26 protein-coding genes are annotated in these 20,932 nt (G+C 29.8%); 17 read left to right on the plus strand and 9 right to left on the minus strand.

The genetic code is table 11. The features are described 5' to 3' along the window. Positions 1-21 precede the first annotated feature (21 nt). The 3 genes from rseP (at position 22) to AC5SL1_RS02055 (ending at position 3,017) form a co-directional block, all read left to right on the plus strand. Positions 22-1,155 (plus strand): RIP metalloprotease RseP, encoded by a 1,134-nt coding sequence (rseP, locus tag AC5SL1_RS02045; protein WP_494580460.1) that lies wholly within the window; start codon positions 22-24, stop codon positions 1,153-1,155. Between the two features lie 140 nt (positions 1,156-1,295). Next, positions 1,296-1,571, plus strand: coding sequence for an HU family DNA-binding protein (locus tag AC5SL1_RS02050; protein ID WP_271495401.1), 276 nt, complete (start codon positions 1,296-1,298; stop codon positions 1,569-1,571). A gap of 144 nt (positions 1,572-1,715) precedes the next feature. Beyond that, positions 1,716-3,017, plus strand: coding sequence for an ammonium transporter family protein (locus tag AC5SL1_RS02055; RefSeq protein WP_494600107.1), 1,302 nt, complete (start codon positions 1,716-1,718; stop codon positions 3,015-3,017). A gap of 62 nt (positions 3,018-3,079) precedes the next feature. Here AC5SL1_RS02055 and bcp read toward each other — a convergent pair whose 3' ends face one another. Continuing rightward, positions 3,080-3,541, minus strand: a complete 462-nt coding sequence (gene bcp, locus AC5SL1_RS02060; RefSeq protein WP_494600108.1) for a thioredoxin-dependent thiol peroxidase — start codon at positions 3,539-3,541, stop codon at positions 3,080-3,082. Beyond that, positions 3,534-4,535 carry a glycosyltransferase family 2 protein gene (locus AC5SL1_RS02065; protein ID WP_494600109.1) on the minus strand — a complete coding sequence of 334 codons (1,002 nt, stop codon included), beginning with the start codon at positions 4,533-4,535 and terminating at the stop codon, positions 3,534-3,536. Before AC5SL1_RS02065 ends, bcp begins: the two co-directional genes overlap by 8 nt. A 32-nt stretch (positions 4,536-4,567) precedes the next feature. Between AC5SL1_RS02065 and AC5SL1_RS02070 the strand changes: the two genes are divergently transcribed. After that, positions 4,568-4,951: a rhodanese-like domain-containing protein gene (locus AC5SL1_RS02070; protein WP_494572670.1), complete on the plus strand. Its 384-nt coding sequence runs from the start codon at positions 4,568-4,570 to the stop codon at positions 4,949-4,951. A 1-nt stretch (position 4,952) separates the two neighbouring features. Here the strand turns inward: AC5SL1_RS02070 and AC5SL1_RS02075 are convergent, their stop codons facing one another. Both AC5SL1_RS02075 and AC5SL1_RS02080 read right to left on the minus strand, forming a co-directional pair. After that, positions 4,953-5,531 (minus strand): 2-hydroxychromene-2-carboxylate isomerase, encoded by a 579-nt coding sequence (locus tag AC5SL1_RS02075; protein WP_494600110.1) that lies wholly within the window; start codon positions 5,529-5,531, stop codon positions 4,953-4,955. Beyond that, positions 5,524-5,997 carry an ABA4-like family protein gene (locus AC5SL1_RS02080; protein WP_494586171.1) on the minus strand — a complete coding sequence of 158 codons (474 nt, stop codon included), beginning with the start codon at positions 5,995-5,997 and terminating at the stop codon, positions 5,524-5,526. Before AC5SL1_RS02080 ends, AC5SL1_RS02075 begins: the two co-directional genes overlap by 8 nt. 28 nt (positions 5,998-6,025) lie before the next feature. Between AC5SL1_RS02080 and AC5SL1_RS02085 the strand changes: the two genes are divergently transcribed. Continuing rightward, positions 6,026-6,589, plus strand: a complete 564-nt coding sequence (locus tag AC5SL1_RS02085; RefSeq protein ID WP_494600111.1) for a regulatory protein RecX — start codon at positions 6,026-6,028, stop codon at positions 6,587-6,589. Here AC5SL1_RS02085 and AC5SL1_RS02090 read toward each other — a convergent pair. The 3 genes from AC5SL1_RS02090 to AC5SL1_RS02100 are packed head-to-tail and all read right to left on the minus strand — an operon-like array spanning position 6,581 to position 7,658. Beyond that, positions 6,581-6,721, minus strand: a complete 141-nt coding sequence (locus AC5SL1_RS02090) for a hypothetical protein (protein ID WP_494572666.1) — start codon at positions 6,719-6,721, stop codon at positions 6,581-6,583. The two genes, AC5SL1_RS02085 and AC5SL1_RS02090, sit on opposite strands and share 9 nt — an antisense overlap. Beyond that, positions 6,721-7,491 (minus strand): 3'(2'),5'-bisphosphate nucleotidase CysQ family protein, encoded by a 771-nt coding sequence (locus tag AC5SL1_RS02095; RefSeq protein WP_494600112.1) that lies wholly within the window; start codon positions 7,489-7,491, stop codon positions 6,721-6,723. Before AC5SL1_RS02095 ends, AC5SL1_RS02090 begins: the two co-directional genes overlap by 1 nt. After that, positions 7,488-7,658 (minus strand): DUF3553 domain-containing protein, encoded by a 171-nt coding sequence (locus AC5SL1_RS02100; RefSeq protein WP_494586169.1) that lies wholly within the window; start codon positions 7,656-7,658, stop codon positions 7,488-7,490. Before AC5SL1_RS02100 ends, AC5SL1_RS02095 begins: the two co-directional genes overlap by 4 nt. A gap of 41 nt (positions 7,659-7,699) precedes the next feature. Here AC5SL1_RS02100 and mnmA point away from each other — a divergent pair, with 41 nt between their 5' ends. Further along, positions 7,700-8,815: a tRNA 2-thiouridine(34) synthase MnmA gene (gene mnmA / locus AC5SL1_RS02105; RefSeq protein ID WP_494600113.1), complete on the plus strand. Its 1,116-nt coding sequence runs from the start codon at positions 7,700-7,702 to the stop codon at positions 8,813-8,815. Here the strand turns inward: mnmA and AC5SL1_RS02110 are convergent. After that, positions 8,808-9,509, minus strand: coding sequence for a hypothetical protein (locus AC5SL1_RS02110; protein ID WP_494600114.1), 702 nt, complete (start codon positions 9,507-9,509; stop codon positions 8,808-8,810). The two genes, mnmA and AC5SL1_RS02110, sit on opposite strands and share 8 nt — an antisense overlap. A gap of 165 nt (positions 9,510-9,674) precedes the next feature. Between AC5SL1_RS02110 and AC5SL1_RS02115 the strand changes: the two genes are divergently transcribed. The 11 genes from AC5SL1_RS02115 (at position 9,675) to AC5SL1_RS02165 (ending at position 19,856) form a co-directional block, all read left to right on the plus strand. Beyond that, on the plus strand, positions 9,675-10,850 hold the full coding sequence (locus AC5SL1_RS02115) for a trans-sulfuration enzyme family protein (RefSeq protein ID WP_494580478.1): 1,176 nt from the start codon (positions 9,675-9,677) through the stop codon (positions 10,848-10,850). Beyond that, positions 10,847-12,067, plus strand: coding sequence for an MFS transporter (locus AC5SL1_RS02120; RefSeq protein ID WP_494600115.1), 1,221 nt, complete (start codon positions 10,847-10,849; stop codon positions 12,065-12,067). Before AC5SL1_RS02115 ends, AC5SL1_RS02120 begins: the two co-directional genes overlap by 4 nt. A 3-nt stretch (positions 12,068-12,070) precedes the next feature. Next, positions 12,071-13,234, plus strand: coding sequence for a chorismate-binding protein (locus AC5SL1_RS02125; protein ID WP_494600116.1), 1,164 nt, complete (start codon positions 12,071-12,073; stop codon positions 13,232-13,234). Next, on the plus strand, positions 13,231-13,788 hold the full coding sequence (locus AC5SL1_RS02130) for an aminodeoxychorismate/anthranilate synthase component II (protein WP_494600117.1): 558 nt from the start codon (positions 13,231-13,233) through the stop codon (positions 13,786-13,788). The genes AC5SL1_RS02125 and AC5SL1_RS02130 overlap by 4 nt, the downstream gene beginning before the upstream one ends. Beyond that, positions 13,751-14,521 (plus strand): aminotransferase class IV, encoded by a 771-nt coding sequence (locus AC5SL1_RS02135; RefSeq protein ID WP_494600118.1) that lies wholly within the window; start codon positions 13,751-13,753, stop codon positions 14,519-14,521. The genes AC5SL1_RS02130 and AC5SL1_RS02135 overlap by 38 nt, the downstream gene beginning before the upstream one ends. Positions 14,522-14,526: 5 nt before the next feature. Beyond that, positions 14,527-14,925, plus strand: coding sequence for an HIT family protein (locus AC5SL1_RS02140; RefSeq protein ID WP_494600119.1), 399 nt, complete (start codon positions 14,527-14,529; stop codon positions 14,923-14,925). A gap of 104 nt (positions 14,926-15,029) precedes the next feature. Beyond that, on the plus strand, positions 15,030-15,824 hold the full coding sequence (locus AC5SL1_RS02145; RefSeq protein ID WP_494600120.1) for an adenylyl-sulfate reductase: 795 nt from the start codon (positions 15,030-15,032) through the stop codon (positions 15,822-15,824). Between the two features lie 19 nt (positions 15,825-15,843). Next, on the plus strand, positions 15,844-16,314 hold the full coding sequence (gene aprB / locus AC5SL1_RS02150; protein ID WP_494580488.1) for an adenylyl-sulfate reductase subunit beta: 471 nt from the start codon (positions 15,844-15,846) through the stop codon (positions 16,312-16,314). Continuing rightward, a complete protein-coding gene (gene aprA, locus AC5SL1_RS02155) occupies positions 16,314-18,173 on the plus strand; it encodes an adenylyl-sulfate reductase subunit alpha (protein ID WP_494580490.1) in 1,860 nt (619 codons plus the stop codon). The genes aprB and aprA overlap by 1 nt, the downstream gene beginning before the upstream one ends. A gap of 18 nt (positions 18,174-18,191) precedes the next feature. Continuing rightward, on the plus strand, positions 18,192-18,542 hold the full coding sequence (locus tag AC5SL1_RS02160; RefSeq protein WP_494580492.1) for a hypothetical protein: 351 nt from the start codon (positions 18,192-18,194) through the stop codon (positions 18,540-18,542). A 231-nt stretch (positions 18,543-18,773) separates the two neighbouring features. Beyond that, positions 18,774-19,856: a sulfite exporter TauE/SafE family protein gene (locus tag AC5SL1_RS02165; RefSeq protein WP_494600121.1), complete on the plus strand. Its 1,083-nt coding sequence runs from the start codon at positions 18,774-18,776 to the stop codon at positions 19,854-19,856. Here AC5SL1_RS02165 and AC5SL1_RS02170 read toward each other — a convergent pair. Then, a complete protein-coding gene (locus AC5SL1_RS02170) occupies positions 19,853-20,926 on the minus strand; it encodes a YeiH family protein (RefSeq protein ID WP_494600122.1) in 1,074 nt (357 codons plus the stop codon). The genes AC5SL1_RS02165 and AC5SL1_RS02170 overlap by 4 nt on opposite strands. Positions 20,927-20,932: the final 6 nt, after the last annotated feature.

Consider the following 20,932-nt stretch of genomic DNA (forward strand, 5'->3'; position numbering starts at 1 on the left):
ACAGTATTATTAACCATCATTATGTTATCTTATATTTTACCCTTTATAGCTCTAATTGTTGTAGTGGTTTTTATCCATGAATATGGGCACTATTATTTTGCTAAACGCTATGGAGTAGGGGTTACTGATTTTTCCATTGGATTTGGAAAAGAAATGTTTGGTTGGAATGATAAATCTGGTACGCGATGGAAGATCTGTGTCATACCACTTGGTGGATATGTTAAATTTTTTGGTGATAGAAATGTTTATAGCCAAGCTGATAATGAAAAAATTATAAAAGAATATAGTAAAGAAGATCAAGAAAAATTATTTGTATTAAAGCCTTTATATCAAAGAGCTTTAATTGTTTTTGGTGGCCCTTTAGCTAATTTTTTATTAGCAATTTTGATATTTTTTTCAATTTATACATTTGCTGGCAAAGACTTTACTCCAGCTGTGATTAATGAAGTTCAAAAAGATAGTCCTGCAATGGTAGCAGGCCTAAAAGATAATGATATTGTGATTTCAATTGATGGCAATGAGGTAAAAAGCATAATGGATGTCTCTAAATTTATCACCATGTCTACTGATGAATTTATAAGCTTTACTATAAAAAGATTTGATCAAGAACTAATTTTTAGAGTTAAGCCCAATTTAGTTAACAGCGAAGACAATCTTGGTAATAAAATCAATAAAAGAATGATTGGCATAAAACTTGGAGCTTACAATAATGAAGTAAACCATGTAAAACTTGGTCCCTCTAAAGCTATATATTATGCTGTTAATGAGGTTTATTATGTGACTACCTCATCACTTAAATACTTAGGTAGTATGATCGCTGGAAATGGTGATAGCTCACAATTAGGTGGACCCATAAGAATTGCAAAAATAAGTGGACAGGTTGCAGAATTTGGTATTTTACCTTTTATTAGTTTAATGGCCTATATTTCTATAAGTTTAGGGCTAATCAATTTGTTTCCAATTCCAATGCTTGATGGTGGACATTTAATGTTTTATGGAATTGAAAAAATATTAGGTCGTCCCTTATCACAAAAAACACAAGAAGGTTTTTTTCGAATCGGTATGTTTTTATTGTTATCATTGATGTTTTTCACCACATTTAATGACCTAAAAGATGTTGGTTTATTTAAGTTTTTTAACAATTACATTTCTTAAATAACCTTTTAAAATCAACGTTTATTTAATTAATCACAATATGTTGGGGTTTCTATTTTAAGAGACACTAATAAAAAGCTTGATTTATAAGGTTTTATGTAAATTATGTGAAAATAACCAATAAAACCGGAGCTAAATAAATGAACAAAAAACAACTAATCGCTAAACTTTCAGGTTCTTTAAACCTAAGTAAAGCTGATGCAGAGCGTACTTTTGATACGATAACAAACACTATTCTAGATGCTTTAAAAGGCGATGATTCAGTTAAGATCGCTGGATTTGGTACTTATAAAGTAGCAAAAAGAAAAGCTAGAGTTGGAAGAAATCCAAGAACTGGAGAGCAAATTCAAATCGGAGCCTCTCAAAAAGTTAAATTCTTACCAGCAAAAGCATTAAAAGAAGTATTCAATAAATAACACTTTTTTTTAAACGGCCTAAATGTTTTAAGTATAAGCAATTAGGCCGTTTCTATATGCGAATACTGCATAGCTATTTTTCCTAATCAGCGTTAGTTTTTATAAGTCATTAAATTATAAGTTTTTTCATTAACGGGAGGTCTTATGACTAAAATGATTAAACTAATAACAGCACCTTTATATTCATTAGTAATATTAATGGGCTTAACAAGTATCGGAAATGCTGAGACTACAGTTTCAGCAGAAGTAGGGTTTATTTTTAATACTCTATTATTTTTAATTTGTGGTTTCCTTGTCATGTTCATGGCGGCGGGTTTTGCAATGCTAGAATCTGGGATGGTAACTTCAAAAAGTGTATCAGTAATTTGTGCAAAAAATATCGGTTTATTTTCAATAGCTGGAATAATGTTCTGGTTAGTAGGTTATAATTTAGCTTACGGCATACCAGAAGGTGGATATATAGGAACTATTATTCCTTGGTCTGATAGTAGTGCAATTGAAACAGGTTATTCAGATGGATCTGATTGGTATTTCCAGATGGTATTTTGTGCAACTACAGTATCTATTGTATCAGGTGCAATGGCTGAAAGAATTAAATTATGGCCATTCTTTTTATTTGCAGCAATTTTAGCTGGAATTTTATATCCAATCGTAATGGGTTGGCAGTGGGGTGGAGGCTGGTTAGCAGAATTAGGTTTTTCTGATTTTGCTGGTTCAACTCTTGTGCACTCAACTGGTGGTGCCGCAGCTTTAGCGGGCGCAATAATAATTGGACCAAGACTTGGAAGATTTACAAAGTCAGGTGCGCCAGCTCCTATTAAGCCATTTGCTGCTTCATCAATTCCATTAGTTACAGTTGGTGTATTTATTTTATGGTTAGGTTGGTTTGGTTTCAATGGTGGTTCACAACTAGCTATGGGAACTGCTGCTGATGCAATTGCTGTGTCAACAATCTTTATTAATACGTTCTTAGCTGGAGCTGGTGGTGTAATGGCTGCTGCAACAGTTACAAGATTAGGATTTGGAAAAACTGACGTTGTACAGATGCTTAACGGATGTATTGGTGGACTTGTTGCAATTACAGCTGAACCATTAATGCCATCACCATTAGCTGCTATCTTAATTGGTGGTGTAGGGGGTGTAATTGTTGTCTATGGTACTAAATTATTATTTGCTTTACAAATTGATGATGTTGTAGGAGCTATCCCTGCTCACTTGTTCGCAGGTATCTGGGGAACATTAATTGTACCAGCAACTAACCCTGATGCTTCTTTTAGCGCTCAGTTAATTGGAGTACTAGCAGTTAATATATTTATCTTCGTTATTGCCTGCATTGTGTGGTCGATTATGAAGGCAACTGTTGGCCTAAGATTAAGTAAAGAAGCTGAAACAAAAGGAACAGACGTTTCAGAAACAGGTGTAATTGCTTACGCAATTAGAGATTAAAAATATAACTATTGCTCTCTTATAGTTGAAAAAGGGCCCCTTAATTGGGGCCTTTTTTATTTCTAAAGGTCTTTTAGGGTACTCAAGACTTCTTGTGCATGATCTTTAACTTTTACATTGTCCCAAATTTTTACAATTTTACCCTTAGGATCAATCAAAAATGTACTTCTAACTACACCCATAAACTCTTTACCCATAAATTTTTTTTTAGCCCAAACTTTATAACTTTTTACAATTTTAATTTCTTCATCTACTAAAAGATCAAATCTAATTTTATATTTTTCTTTAAATTTATGATGACTTTTAAGGTTATCTTTTGAAATACCAAATACCTCACAATTAAGTTTTTTAAATTTGGATAATAATTTATTAAAGTCTTTAGTCTCAATAGTGCATCCTGGAGTATCATCTTTTGGATAAAAATATAGAACTACATATTTTCCAATAGAATTTTTTAATGAATACGAACTACCATTAGTAGAAACTAGATTAAAATTAGGAGCTTTAGAATTTATCTTAAGCATCAACTACTTCATTTGCATCCCATAGTTTTTTATAATCTATAAAAGGGGACAGACCATAACTGGAGTTTATGTTGGTTAAATGCAAAGATAAACTCTTTAAAGGTGATATACAAAATTCATCTTTATAAATATCATTTAAATATTTTTCAAAAGGATCATGTCGATCTAGACAAGTTTTATTAAAGTTTTCCCAATATTTATTAAGTAAAATTTTAGTTGTCAGAAAAGTACATAAGGTCTGATTGATTGTACGCCAATGTCGCTTATTACCAATTATAATATTACTCTTTTGATTATTCATATAAAGATAAGGATAATCAGCAGGACACATAAAAATATCTCTATTAACCTGGGAAGCAATTCTTTCATAAGATGCAATCATTTCTTCTAACATTGACTCAAAATGTAAATAGTCATCCTCTACAAAGTAAATTAAATCTTCACCATATTTTTTTCCTAATTCAAAACATTGAAGCAAGCTTGCCAAATTTGAAAAAGTTTGATGAGTTTTTTGTGGCTTAATTTTATTTATATATTTTTCATGATCTACTGAAATAATATTAATATCTAGATTACTTTTATTTACTAATTTTTCTATTTTTTCAAAGTTTTCTTTTTTAGACTTGTCATCTACAATTATCATTTTGAAATTTATATTAGAATATTTGTTTTTAGAAAATTTAATTGATTTAATCAGTGAATTTAAAGATCTTAATGAATATTCAATTTTTGGCTTTTCAAATAATCTTCTTTTATTTTGATCCCAAATCTCAATATCTGTATTAGTTCTAAAAATTAACAGTACAGATTTTACTTTTTTAGTAATTGGAACTTCGCCTAGTGGCAAAACAATAGATTTTTTGTTAATTGAAGAAAGATCATTACTTAATTCTTTATCAAGAGTGGGGGAGTAAAAATTTGCCTGATCAATAATCTGATATCCTAAAAATTTTGAAATTTTGATAAATAATTTTTTAAGGATGGTTTTTTTCATATAATTGTTTATGATTATATTTTTACAGTATTATGACTATTAAATCATCACAAACTCTTGTTTCTGAGGCACTTAAAGAAATTAAAACTATTACTCCTGCAGAGGCTTTAAAGCTGTCCAATGAAGGAAAATGTAATTTAATTGATATTAGAGAAAAAGGTGAATTGGATAAAATGGGTAGAGTTGAAAACTCTAACCATATTCCCAGAGGAATGTTAGAATTTTGGTTAGATCCAAATAGTGCTTATTTCAAAGATGGTAAGCTGGACATGAATAAAGAAATGGTTTTATTTTGTGCGGGTGGTTTAAGATCTGCTCTTGCTGCAAAATCTTTAAAAGAAATGGGCTTTGAAAAGGTTTCACATATTGATGGTGGATTTGCTGCAATTAGTCAAAGTGATTTTGAAATAGTCTAATCTAACTACTATATTCATCTAGTGCATACTCCAATCGATCTTGACCCCAAAATATTTTATTATTAATCATAAAAGTTGGTGCACCAAATATTCCTTTTTCGTGAGCATCTTTAGTAGCCTCTTTTAATTTATCTTTAATCATTTGTTCTTTAATTGTTTCAAAAAATTGATCAGGATCAATTTTGCAATCTTTAAGAAGAGTAATTAATATCTTTTCATCAGTAATATCTAAATTGTTTTTCCAATATGCATCAAACATTGTATTTACATACTGCTCTTTAACAGTTGAATTCACTGAAAAATAACCACGCATGATATTTAATGAGTTTAGGGGAAACTTATCATTCCACTTAAAATTAAAATTAAATTTTTTTGCAACAAGATTACAATCATTAATCATATTTTTTAATTTTGATTTTATAAATGCGGGAGCTGTTATTCCCTCTAAATTGTGAAGACCACCTAACAATATAGGCTTATAACTTGTTCTAATACTGCTTGGAAGTGACTGGATTTTTTTATGAGCCAGGTATGCATATGGACTTATAAAATCAAAATAGAATTCTAATTCCTTAGTCATATAGACTTATTTTTTTTGAATAAAAAATTCTTATAAACCAATAAATAGTAATTCCTATTGGTCCAATAAAATAAGTTAATATGAGAGGTAAAGTTATCAATATCTTATTGATACCAAATTTTTGAGAGTCTTTAACGATCCATCCACCACAAAATAAATTTATAGCTAAAAAATGACACCAAAATAAAATTAAAAAAGATCTATCTGAAAATAGATTTAAAATTGAGCTTAACCCTAAATAAAGCTCAAAATTTCCTAGAAAATCATAACCATCATTAAACAATGAATATAATAAATAGGAATAAACCAAGCTTATTATAGAAATAGGAAAGATTGACGTTATAAAAACCTTACATATTTGTGATTGTGGAAAAATTATTAACACTAGCCAGAATGGCAAAACACCTAAATTCAACCATAGAAAAATCATCTCAATAGTAAAATATGTATAAATTTGATCAATCATTTTTTAGTGTATTATATTACAAGATAACATGATTCCCATAAGAAATAGAAAAAAAACACTAGAAGTTACCATGGAAGAAATGAGAAATTTTTCCTTCGCTTACATAGAGAAATATGCTCCTTCGAAACAACAACTACGAACCTACTTATTAAAAAAATATTTAAAAGCAAGTGTCCCTAACGTTAAAAAACAAGATATTACTGACTTGATAGATATTGTTTTAGTAGATCTTGAAAAAAGTAAATTTATTAGTGATAAATTTTATTCAGAAAGTAAATCAAGAAGTCTTATTCAAAGAGGTAGCTCAATTAATAAAATTAGAAACTACTTAATGGTAAAGGGCATTGATGACACCTACATCAAAGAAACTATTGATAAGATTAAAGAGGAGAATTCTGATCAAGATTTTTTCTCAGGTATAAAGATTTGTAAAAAAAAGAGAATTGGGCCTGCTAGAGCAGAAGACAATAGACCTTTATTTTACAAAAAAGACATTTCTTTGCTTGCTAGAAATGGTTTTGACTTTGAAACATCAAAAAGAATAATGGATATTGATCAAGCTGACTATTTAAAGATAATTAAACTACTTTGATTTTTTTTTATCTTCCTTAACTAATTGGTTGATAATATTTTTGATATAATTTCTTACAAATACAAAAGTTACAAGACCAAATATTGAAACTGAAACTATTATAATCAATATTATTCTTAATTGTTCATCCATTACAGTATATTTTTACTTTTTAAAATTAAACTTGGGTTTTTAAAACTCGGTTTACCATAAAGTATTTCACGACCATTAAAATCTGTTATTTTACCTCCTGCATGTTCAAGTATTGCGTGCCCCGCTGCAATGTCCCACTCACAAGCTCTAGGCTCAGCAACATACATATCAAATTCACCAGCAGCAATTACACAAAATTTCAAGGAGCTTTTCATTTTTTGATATGAGGTAATATTATTTTTTTTATGTATTTCTAAAATCTCTGGTTTCAATTCATTAGAATAACTTACAGCTGTTATTGTATCATGATTTTTTTTTTTATTTATTAATTGAATTTCTTGAGCGTTAATCAACTCATAACTATGTGATAATCCATAAGAGTAAAAAACTCTATTCTTTGCAGGAGCAGTTATAATTCCAATTGCTGGTTTTTTATCTAAGATTAATGATGCATTGAGAGTAAATTCATTTCTATTATTTATGTAATCCCTAGTCCCATCTATTGGATCTATTAACCAGAAATTATTTAAATCAATATCCTGCTTGTGATTTGCACTCTCTTCTGAAACAATTATAATATTAGGTGTAATCTCTTTTATTTTCTTAGTAAGAAGTTTATTAACCTCAATATCTCCATTACTTACAGGCGTACTGTCCGACTTAGTTTCTTTTATTAATCCTGCTTCTCTAAGATCCAAAGCTACTTTTCCTGCTTTATTAAAAGTATCTATTAACGAAAGGGTTATTTTCTTTTTTTCTTCTAAATTCATTTATATAATTTTTTTAATTTTATTAGTTTAGAATTGATTACTTTTTTTCCTACATTTTCAAAATTTACTGTAACTTTACCATTAATTATTGATTGAACTTGTCCAATACCCCATTCTTTGTTGTCAGGATTAGTTACTTTGTCACCAGGTTCAAAATCTAAAATCATTAATTTACTTATAGATAATATACTAATAAATATTATTAAATATGACAAAATTGAATTCAATTGGAATAGCCAAAGATCCAAAAGATACGTTAGTTGTTGTTGCTATGTCTGGAGGAGTCGACTCCTCAACAGTTGCAGCGATGATGAAAAACGAGGGCTATAACGTTATTGGAATAACACTAAAGCTCTACAATGATAATAAAGAAACCGCATCTTCAAAACAATGCTGTGCCGGACAAGATATTATGGATGCAAAAAGGGTAGCTGATAAATTAAAAATTGAACATAAAATTTTATATTATCAAAATAAATTTAAAGAGGGAGTTATTGATAACTTTATTGATAGCTATCTAAATGGAGAAACACCCATTCCTTGTGTTCAATGTAATAAAACAGTTAAGTTTACAGATTTGTTTAAAGAAGCAAAAAGGTTAAAAGCTGACGCACTAGTTACAGGACACTACGTAAAAAGTATAACAGACTTTGATAATACTGATATGTATCGTGGAATTGACTTAAATAGAGATCAAAGTTATTTTCTATTCAATACAACAAAAGATCAATTAAATTTTCTAAGATTTCCACTTGGAAACTTGCTAAAAGATGAAACTAGAAAAATAGCAAGAGATTTAGATCTTAATGTTGCAGATAAACCAGACAGTCAGGATATTTGTTTTGTTCCAAATGGTGATTATGCTTCTGTTATAGAAAAATTTAGACCTAATTCTTTTAGCAAAGGCAACATCAAGAATATTAACGGTGATGTAATAGGAGTACATGATGGCATAATTAACTATACAATTGGCCAAAGAAAAGGAATTGGTGTTTCTGATAAAAATCCTTTGTATGTAATAAAAATAATTGCTGATAAAAATGAAATAATCGTTGGCTCTAAAGAGCATCTTGTTAAAACAGAAATAAATTTAAAAGATTTAAATATTATTACTAATAATCATAAAGATTTCGAAAAAGAATTATTAGTCAAAGTTAGATCCACTGGAAGACTAATAAAAGCTAAAATTGATATAAACAGCACTAAAGCTAATGTTCTTTTATTAGAAGAGGAGCATGGTATTGCTCCAGGTCAAGCGTGTGTTTTTTATTCAAAAAATAATAATGGGTATAAAGTTCTTGGGGGTGGGTGGATAACTAATTAATTTTTTTTTTCCACATGAAATAAGTTAATAGATAAAATGTTATAACACCTAAAAAATAATCCCATTCAAGTGCATGTTTGACAAATTTAAAGGTATTTCCTGGCCAACTAATCACTGGTATAGCAATTACAGCAACAATAATTAATACTGAAACTAAAATTAATTTTAATTTTAAAACTTTAATATTTATAAATTTAGATAATTTTTCTTTAAAAGAATATAGTGCAGCAACTAGATAAGCTTGTGCTGTGATTTCAAATATAATAAAAACTAACATTATTACTCTTCTAAATAGTTTGTATAAATTATTATCAAATTCAATTCCAAGAAATATTGAATGAACACTTAAAGCTACAGCAGAACCTACACCAAAAAAAATTATTTTTTTAAGATGTTTATAGTTTTCATTAAAATTTAAAATTATATCACGGTTATAATACCAATATTTAATAAGCAAAAATGATGTCAAAAACATTGCTGGTTTAAATATTAACCAACTAGGATAAGGTCTTGCAGCTCTACTGATAGATAGGCCACCATCCAAATAAGGCCATAATGAATTATGTACTATGTGCTCTTGATTTGGAAATAAAGAGTGGAATTGAGTGATTAATATTAGACAAGCATTTACTGCTATAAATGGAATAATGAACACCCAAATACTTATGGATTTAACCTTAGCAATCTTATCCATTGAAAGAACTATTTCTTTTTATTTTTTCTTTTAGCTCTTCTTTTTTTAGAACCCTGTTTTCTTCGACCTCTATGTTTTTTTGGGTAACCCATACTATCCTATAATTAATTTTATTGACGTAATTCGAGGGATATAGCATTCTCCCATGAACTTATCAAATTTTTTATGACTAAATCTTTTAAGACATTCATTAAACATACAGCTAAAGATTACCATAATCAGTCAGTCAACCCTCCAATTGTTCGAGCATCAACTATTATCTTCAAATCCATGCAAGATATTAGAAAAATGCAAGAGAAAAGCAAAAAAGATCCAACAGGTGGACATTTTGATTATGGAAGACAAGGTACATCAACAACACATATTTTATCACAAATTCTTAAAGAAATTGAAGAGGCTTATCATGTTTTTTTAACTCCAACAGGATTTGGTGCAGTTTTTTTGTCAATCTTCAGTGTTACCCGACCGGGTGATGAAATTATTGTGGCTGATCCCACATATTCACCAACAAGAATTTTAACAGAAAATTTTTTAAGTGAGTTTAATATAAAATCAATTTTTTATAACCCACATGATCTAAAAACTTTAGAAAAAGCAATTACAAAAAAAACTAAATTAATTTTTGTTGAAAATCCAGGAAGTAACACATTTGATTTTCAAGATTTAGGTAAAATAGTTTCAATTGCAAAAAAGAATAAAGTTTTAACTGCAATTGATAATACTTGGGCAACCCCATATTTTTTAAAACCTATGAACTTAGGATTTGATATGTCTATAGTATCAGCTACTAAATATTACTCAGGACACTCAGATGTAATGGGTGGAACTTTAGCTGTTAATAAAAAAGTTTTTAAACAAGTTGACAAAACAAATAAAATTACCGGTCTAAGACTTGGACCAGATGATGCGTATTTAATAACAAGGGGTCTTAGGACTTTAGATGTTAGGTTAGACAGACATCAAAAAAATGCAAAGTTAGTTGCAGAATTTTTGTCTAATTACAAAAATATAAAACTTTTATATCCCCACAAAAAAGATTCATTCAATTTTAGAATGTGGAAAAAATATTATTCTGGTGCATCAGGATTAATGGGTCTTAAAATAAAATCTAAAAATAAGAATTCTGTGATCAAATTTGTAAATTCTCTTAAGTTATTTGGCTATGGTTATAGTTGGGGTGGGTTTGAAAGTTTGGCTTTATATCAAGACAAAAGAGAACAGGGCAATAGAAAATATTTAAAATTAGCAAAAGATGAACATTTAGTTAGATTACATATTGGTTTAGAGGATCCAAAAGATCTCATTGATGATTTAAAAAGATCTATTAAACACGTTAAATGAGTTCAGAAAAATTTATTCAAAATAGAACAGCTTTAATAACGCTGATTGCAGCCTGTATTGTAGTTTTAATTTCTCTTGGAGTTAGACAAACTTTTGGTTTGTTTTTTATGGATTTTAAAAATGATCTGGATATCTCAATAACTCAATCTGGATTAGCAATTGGCATTCAAATGTTAATGTGGGGTTTAACTGGTCCTATATTTGGAGCCATTGCAGACAAATATGGTGGACATAAAGCGATTTGTTTAGCTTTTATTTTTTATATTTTAGGAATTTATTTTTTATATGCTGGTCCAAATACTGGAATTTTTTTTCAGATAGATTTAGGACTTTTAGTTGGAATTGGTTTGGGTGGAACTGCAATTAGTATTCCAATGTCCATTGTTGGAAAACATTTTCCACTATCAAACAGAACTATAGCAATGAGTATAGTGACAGCCGTTGGTTCTTTAGGATATTTTATCTCTCCGCTTTATACGAGTTATTCGTTAATTAAAAATGGATGGGTGGACACACTTTTTGTATTCACGATATTCTTATTTATTGGACTTATAGTGGCTTTCTTTGTTAGATCTCCTTCTTTAGCTCAATCCATTGAAAAACCAAACAACCAAAGCGCCATAGAGGCATTTAAGGAAGCTTTCAAAAACAAAAGTTATATACTTTTAGTCTCAGGGTTTTTTGTATGTGGTTTTCATATAACTTTAGTTGGAACACACGTCCCAAAATACGTAATAGATAGAGGTTTAGAAAGCTGGACGGCTGCTGCAATATTATCATTAATTGGATTATTTAATATATTTGGTTCTTTATTAAGTGGATATCTATCAACAAAAATTAGTAAAAAAATTATCTTAAGTTCTATTTATGCATTGAGAGGAATTTCAATTATATTATTCATATTTTTACCCGCAAGCAACATTAATGCATTTATCTTTGGTGCAAGTTTTGGTTTTTTATGGCTTTCAACAGTACCTGCTACAAGTGGAATAGTTGCTCATATTTTTGGAACAAAATATCTTGGTATTCTTTATGGAATAGTTTTTTTAAGTCATCAAGTAGGCTCATTTTTTGGAGCATTTCTTGGAGGACTATTTCATGATTTATATGGCTCTTATGATTATGCTTGGTATTTAGCAATTGCTTTATCTGTTTTTGCAGCAATAATACATTTACCAATTAAAGAAGAAGCAGTTCTAAGACTAAAAACAGAATAGAAATTGAATAAGAAAAACTACTTACTGGATTTAAATAATTCAAAGAAACCCTTTATAATCTATAAATCAGATAAAGGGTTTGATCTTTATACAGACTTTTCGAAAAAAATCATTTTAAACAATAATAATATTGAAAAATTTATTAACAAAAATAATAGATTAAGATCCCCCCATAAAGAAACAGATCTGTTTATTGGTTTTTTTGGTTATGAAATATTAAATAATTTAATTGAGGTAAAAATTAAAAAACAAAAAACAATAAATTTCCCTAAAGGAATATTTTACAAACCTGAAACAAAAATAAAACTTTCAAACAATCTTGAGTATAACAAAACAAGATCATTAAATGCTAATGATTTATTTAAAATAAATATCAATAAAAAATCCTATAAGAAAATATTTGATAAATTTAAAAAGAAAATAAAATCTGGAGAAACATACCAGATTAAAATTTGTACTAAATATAGCAATAAATCAGATATTGATGCTTTAGACTTCTTTTGTAGACTTGTAAAAAGTAATATGGCGCCCGAAGCCTTTATGATTAAGGATAAAAATTATTCAATAATAAGCTGCTCACCTGAAAATTTGATAACAAAAAAAAAAAATTTTATAACAACGAAGCCTATAGCAGGCACTTTAAAGAAAACTAAAAAATTAAATAAAAATAAAGCCCTTACTTTTTTTAGAAAAAACTTAAAAGAATCCAAAGAACACAACATGATTGTTGATATGGAAAGAAACGACCTATCTAAAATTTGTAAACCAGGTTCAGTAAAAATTTTAAAAAAGAAGATAGTTGAAGAATACAAAGATCTTTATCATTATGTGAGCTTAATTGGAGGACAACTCAAGAATAAAGTTACCTCATTAGAGATTATAAAAGCAATGATGCCAGGGGGTTCTGTAATAGGATGTCCTAAAATTAGTACATTAAATTTGTTAAACAAACAGGAAAAACAAAGTAGAAATATTTATACAGGTAGTTTTGGTTACTTAAAGTTCAATGGGGATATGAGGTTTAATATCATTATTAGAGCGATATTAAATTTTAAAAGTAAATCAGAAATTTCTGTGGCTTCAGGAGTGGTAATTGACAGCAATGCAGCTCATGAATTTGATGAAAACTATATTAAAGCAAAGTCATTAATGGATCTTTACAAATGATATACATTATCGATCATCATGACTCTTTTACTCAAAACGTAGTGCATCAATTTCAAAATTTTGATGAAGTGGTTTGCACTAATTTTAATAAAATAAATCAAAATAAATTAAAAAAAGCAGATATTATTGTTTTTTCACCAGGTCCAGGTGCTCCGAAAGACTACCCAATTAGTTCTGAGGTTTATAAAAAATTTAAAGGTAAAAAAAAAATTATTGGAATTTGTCTCGGGTTTCAACAAATTCTTCATTGTGAAAATGGAAAAATAATTGAACAAAAAAAGATTTACCATGGCTTCCAATCTAAAATAAAAGTAACTAGCAAAAACTCATTATTTAAAAGAAACAGTCAATTCACTGTGGGTAGATATCACTCTCTAAAATTAAAAGAGCCGTTTACTGCCAAAAATTTTGAAATTACAATGAGGTGTGCTATTTCAAATACAGCAATGACAATAGAAAATAATAAAGAAAAAATATATGGCTTTCAATTTCACCCTGAATCTTTTTTAACTGAAAATGGTAACTTACTTATTAAAAAAATCTTATCAGCTTAAAACCAACCAAGAAATTAATTTTAATGATCTTTGGGGGGACAAGGGTGTGTTTACAACAATGTGGATTTTTGGAAAACCAGCTAAGATACTTTTTTTTAAAAAACATATTAAAAATTTAATTAAATCTTTAAAGGTTTATAAATTAAATACTCCTAATCTTGAAAAAAATATCCTTAAATTAATAAAATTAAATATTGATAGAAAAAAATCTTATAATCATCTTCTTAGGGTTGCTATAAATAAAAATATGATATCAATTTCATTAAGAAACAGAAAAACTCCCAAATTAAATTTTAATTTAAAACTCATAAATCATAAAAGATTTGATCCTAAATATAAAAATCTTAAATATAAGTTTATACTTAAGCATTTATCAAAAATGAATAATACCACCTCGGATGTAGGACTTTGTTACAAAAATACTATCTTAGAAAGTGGAACTTCGAATATGCTATTTATAAAAAATGATAAAGTGTATTCTCCACTAAATAATATTTATAAAGGTATAACTTATAGGTTTTTTAAAAAGAAATTAGGAAAAATTATTAGTAAAGATATTTTGATTAAAAATTTATCTGAGTATGATGAAATCCTTCTTATCGGTTCTGGAAAAGGTGTTGCATCAATAAAAAACATTAATGAAATTAATTGGAAGAGAAAAAGTTTAAAATTTTATAAAATATTTTCTAGTTTTTATAAAAGTGAAGTTAACAAATGTTCTATCTATAAATAATATTTATGTTTGACCCAAACAATCCCTGCCTATTCTGCAATTCTAAACAAAGTGGTTTGGCTGCAGAAAATGAGTTTGCTTATGCTAGTTATGACACATATCCCGTGTCTGAATTTCATTGTTTAATTATTCCAAAACGTCATGTTAGGGATTATTTTGATTTAATTGATGATGAGGTGATTGCTTGCAATAATTTAATCAAGCAAATTAAAGAAGAAATAATGTTAAAAGATCCTGCAGTTAAAGGGTTTAATATTGGAACAAATGCTGGAGCTATTGCTGGACAGTCAATCTTGCATTGTCATATTCATTTAATTCCTCGTAGAGAAGGTGATGTTGATAACCCACAAGGAGGAGTTCGGTCGGTTATACCAAAGCAACAACACTACAAGCGCAAGGTGTAAAACCTTATATGATAAAATAACCCATATAAAACGGTTGATCTATTATTTCAACTGTACTAAAAAATCACAATCAATATAGAATCTAAATTAAGGTACTACTAATTATGATGTCAATTAACCCTTTTTCAGTTTTGGCTGAAACTATATCTCCAGCAGCAATACAATTTTTTGTATTAGCAATGATTGCTCTTATTATTATCGGAACAATTATTCAGATGATCCATCATAAAAACGTTACTTATTTTTTTAATAATGCAAAGAAAGCAAAATTGTCAGCTGATAGAGAATTGGGTGCAGCTGAAAAAACATCTGTAATTTTAAAAACTGTAGTACATGACATTGCAACAACAGCAGAACTTGGAGCAGGAAAAAGAAGAGTTGCGCATGTACTAGGTATGTATGGCACTATTTTATTTTGGGTAGCCTCAGCTGTAATGGTTTTTTGTTATACTGGGAAAGAAATAATGACACCTACAATATGGCCAATGATTTGGCATATTGGAGCAATTATGACTTGTGTTGGTGGATATTGGTTTTGGTTATTTTTAAGAGTTGATGTATTAGCCGAAGCTCATCCTTGGTATAGAATTATTAAAGCAGACTTATTTGTTTTAGCATTATTAGCTTGTGCAACTACTGGACTTGCATGGTCTTATTTTCAATCATCAAATTCAATGGGACTTAGTTATTTATTTTTAATTTTATTTATTACCTCAAACATTGTTTTATTTGGGGGAGTTTATTGGTCAAAATTTGCACACATGTTTTATAAACCTGGTGCAGCTATCCAAAAAAACTTAGCTGAAGCAGATGGTTCAAGAGATAATCTTCCTCCACTTGCAGATGCACCAAAACAATTTGGATTAGGCATTAAAAGAGAACAACCAAAGCACTATTAATAGAGAGAGGTAAAATAATATGTCAACTTTTGTATACATGACGAGATGTGATGGATGTGGTCACTGCGTAGATATTTGTCCTTCAGATATCATGCACATTGATGAAAATATTAGAAGAGCAGTAAATATTGAACCTAACTTTTGTTGGGAATGTTATTCATGTGTAAAAGCGTGCCCTAATCATGCAATAGATGTTCGTGGTTATGCAGACTTTGCACCAATGGGTCACAGTGTTAGAGTTAGACGTGAAGAAGAAAAAGGAACCATCTCTTGGAAAATTAAATTTAGAAATGGAACTACAAAGGATTTTGTTTCTCCAATTACAACAAAGCCTTGGGGAAAATTTATACCTAAATTAGCTGAAGTTGACAAACCTAATCAAGGTGAAATTAATTCACAAAGACTTTACACTGAACCAAAAGGTTTAAATATTGATGGAGATTTACCATCAGTTCCAAAAGACTCATTTAAAAAAGGAGTTTACTACTAATGGCTAAGCATAAGACACATTTTGAAGATTGTGATGTTTTAGTAGTTGGTGGAGGTATGGCTGGAACAGGTGCTACATTTGAAGCTAGACACTGGGGCAGAGATATGAAAATTATCTGTGTTGAAAAAGCTAATATTGATAGAAGTGGAGCGGTTGCTCAAGGTCTTTATGCTATCAACTGTTATATGGGTATGCAGTGGGGAGAAAACCAACCTGAAGATCATGTACGATATGCTCGAAATGATTTAATGGGAATGGTTAGAGAAGATTTGGGATATGATATGGCTCGTCACGTAGATTCAACTGTTCATATGTTTGATGAGTGGGGATTACCAATGATGAAGAATGAAAAAACTGGCCGTTACCTTAGAGAAGGTAAATGGCAGATCATGATTCATGGAGAAAGCTATAAGCCAATTGTTGCTGAAGCTGCCAAAAAATCTGCTGATAAAATTTATAATAGAATAATGATTACTCATCTTTTAATGGACGAGACTCAAGAAAATAGAGTAGGTGGTGCTGTAGGCTTCAACATGAGAACCGGTGATTTTCATGTATTTAGATCAAAGACTGTAATCGTTGCAGCAGGTGGAGCCTCTCATATTTTCAAACCAAGGGCCGTTGGTGAAGGAATGGGAAGAACTTGGTATGCACCATGGAGTAATGGTTCTGCTTATGCATTACCAATTGCAGCTGGTGCTAAAATGACACAAATGGAAAATAGAATTGTGTTATGTAGATTTAAAGATGGTTATGGTCCAGTTGGGGCATATTTTTTACATCTTAAAACTTATACTCAAAATGCGAATGGAGAAAACTACGAGAAGAAATGGTACGATCAAACTAAAGAATTAGTTGGTGAATACATTGACCATCATCCAACTCCAACATGTTTAAGAAATCATGCATTTATTCAAGAAACAATGGCAGGTGGTGGACCAATTCACATGGTTACTACTGAAGCATTCCAAGATCCACATTTAGAGACTGTTGGCTGGGAAAATTTCCTTGGTATGACGGTTGGTCAAGCTGTTGTTTGGGCATCACAAAATATTGACCCTAAGTACACAAATCCAGAACTAACAACATCTGAGCCTTACGTTATGGGTTCTCATGCAACTTGTTCAGGAGCTTGGGTAAGTGGACCAGAAGACTTATCTCCACCAGAATACTTTTGGGGATACAATAGAATGTTAACTATTGATGGACTTTTTGGTGCTGGAGATACAGTTGGTGGAAGTGCACATAAATTTTCATCTGGATCTTTCACAGAAGGACGTTTAGCTGCAAAAGCTGCTGTAAAATATATTGAAGATAAAAAAGCTGAAGGAATTAAAGTTTCTGATAAACAATGTGAAGATTTTAAAGCTACAGTTTATAAACCTTTGGAAAACTACACTGTAGGTCAAAACGAAATTACTGGTGGAACCGTTTCACCAAGCTACATTTCACCTATTCAAGGACTACAACGTCTACAAAGAATTATGGACGAATATGTTGGAGGAATTGCAACTAACTATATGACCAATGGTAATATGCTTAAAAGAGGCTTAGAATTATTGGCTTGGTTAGAGGAAGATTTAGAAAACGTTGGTGCTAAAGATTACCACGAACTAATGAGAGCTTGGGAATTAAAGCATAGAGCTTTAACTTCACAGTGTGTTACAGAACATACTATGTTTCGTGAGGAAACACGTTGGCCTGGTTACTATTACAGAGGTGATCACATGAAACTTGACGATGATAATTGGCATTGTTTAACGGTTTCTAGACGTGATCCTAAAACTGGTAAATTTTCACTTGAGAAAGTTCCAGTTTATCACATAGTTGACGAGAACGAGAAGAAAAAAGCTTCTTAAAATAGTAAAACTTAAATTATGAATTTATTAGAGAAATCTGATGATGAGATTATAGCAATTGCCAATCCTATTTGGGACAATCTTGTTAAAACTTCAAATATGAAAGATTATGGTGGTTTCACTAAAGATTTTGGTACTCAAATGTTGTTTGGTGCGAATGAAGTTGAGCTTGGAAAGCAGTGGGCTAATAATAAGCTTTTAACAAGCTTAAAAGAAGACTATCAGGCATTTGGCTGTTTAAGACGAGGCCAAAACATCACGGTTCTATTCAAACAGAGGAGTAAGGAAATTGAAGGTGAGTTCCTTGGAAGATTGGTTCTTGGTGTTGAGGGGGATGAAGTCAAAGTTTTTGGAGCGACCATCTACTAATAAAAAAAAATCATTTTAGATAAACTATTTATTTGACAAATAATTAACTGGGTGTATTCACGGTTGTAATGTCAATTTTCAACATAAAAATAATAAATAAACTTTCAAATTTTAAAGCAACTTTAATAAAAACAGGGATCTTCGTTAGTCTAGCTGCTTATTGGGGTGTTATTTTAATTGGAACTTTTATCACATTTAATTAGGTTGTTTTTTAACAACTATTAATTTTTTATGGAAGTATTTTTACCAATAGCACAAGTATTTGTTAACCCCATTGAAATACTTTTATTAAGTGCAATCGTTGGAGTGCTCTCAGGTTTATTTGGTGTTGGTGGTGGTTTTTTAATGACACCATTTTTAATTTTTTTAGGTGTACCACCTGCATATGCAGTTGCAAATGAAGCTAACAATATTCTTGCAACATCGGTATCAGGATCAACAACTCATTATTTAAAAAATACTTTAGATTACAAAATGGGTTTTATGATTGTGATTGGTGGAACAATTGGAACTGCATTAGGTATTTATACTTTTACCTATTTTAAAGGTATTGGAAAAATTGATACAGTTATTTCTTTAGCCTACATGTATATACTCGCAATAATTGGTACATTGATGTTAGTCGAAAGTCTTAGGGAAATAGATAGAGCAAAAAGAAACCTTGTGGTTAAAAAAAAACTACATGTACATTATTGGATACACGGTCTTCCATTAAGAATGAGGTTTCCAAAATCAAAATTATACGAAAGTATATTTACTCCAATTATAATAGGTTTAGTTGTAGGATTTATCGCTGCTATAATGGGGATAGGCGGTGCTTTTATATTAGTACCTGCAATGATTTATATAATTAAAATGCCCACAAAATTAGTTCCAGGAACTTCTTTGTTTGTGACAATCTTTGTCAGTGTCATAGTTACTTTTTTACATTCATTTAATTTTGGCTCTATAGACTTAATGTTAGTATTAATGTTGGTTATTGGTTCAATTATAGGGGTTCAAGTGGGACAAAAACTTGGTGAAAAAATTGATAGCTCTGGATTAAAAGCATTATTAGCAATTTTATTACTAGTAGTTGGAATAGCTATTGCTTATGAAACATTTTTTGCTGAGCAAGTAGATAAAGAAACAATACAAGTGTTGGTTTCAGATTTAAATTTTTTCTCTTTATTTATCTTAGAATTTTCTGAAGATATGCCATTTTTCTATGGACTATTTTCAATTATGTTTGCAATTACTTTAGGGGTAGGTGCTGCTCTTATTAGGCGTGTTATTTCTAATTTCAAAAAAAAGATGTTACTAAAAAAGTCTTAGTTTAAAAAATTAATATAAAATTCTATAGTCAAGATACTAACCAAACCTACTGTCGCCATCCCTATAAACCCCACGACAAAAGGCTTGTAACCCATACTCTTAAGATCTTTGAGGTTAGTTGATAAACCAATAGCTGCCATCGCCATTGTTAAGAAAATTTTTGATGATGATTTAATTATTTTGACTGTATCTAGCCATAATTCATTATAATGTGTTAAGAAAAATAGATCTCCAACATTTCTAAAAATTATCATAGCTGCAAAACCTATTACAAAATAAGGAAAAATTGCAATTATTGAATAGTTTTTTTTAACAACATTATTTCTATTATAAAGAAATGCAAATAGAGGAATCATTATTACCAGAAATGTATTTCTTATTAATTTTGTTACTGTTGCAACATTCAGTGTTTCGGGACTATTAAATTGTTGATCATAAATAAGTCCAGCAGCAGCTACTTGAGATGTTTCATGAATTGATGTCCCCAAAAATAAACCAACAAACATTGGCTCAGCATCAAAATAATGGTTGGCAAAATAAGGGTATAAGAGCATTGATAAAATTCCAAACAATGTGATGTTAGCGATTGCATAAGATACTTCATTTTTTTTTGCACCTATTACAGGAGCAGTCGCCATAATTGCTGTTGTCCCACATACGGTGCTGCCAATAGAAATCAAATAGGCCATTCTAGTAGGGATTTTGAGTTTTTTAATTAATAGCTTTATAACTATCAGTACAGCTACAATACAAATTATGATTAAAGGTATTGCTATTGCACCAAATTCTATAAACTCAAAAGGTTTTAACTGAATTCCTAAACAAATTATTCCAAGTTTGAGAATATATGACTGAGTAAATTCTAAACCTTTAACGAAGTTGTTTCTCATTTGAAATATGTTTCCAAAAACCATTCCAAGTAAAATAGCAATCATTGCTGTAGATATTGGGCTTTTTTCATAGCCTAACAATTCAATTCCAATGATATTATTAAAACCTTGAGATAAACTGTAGAGAACAAATGCTAAAATAATACCTGGTACAACGACCAGGTATTTTTTAAATATCATGAATAT

The sequence above is a fragment of the Candidatus Pelagibacter sp. PS_10_02 genome (assembly GCF_059418005.1).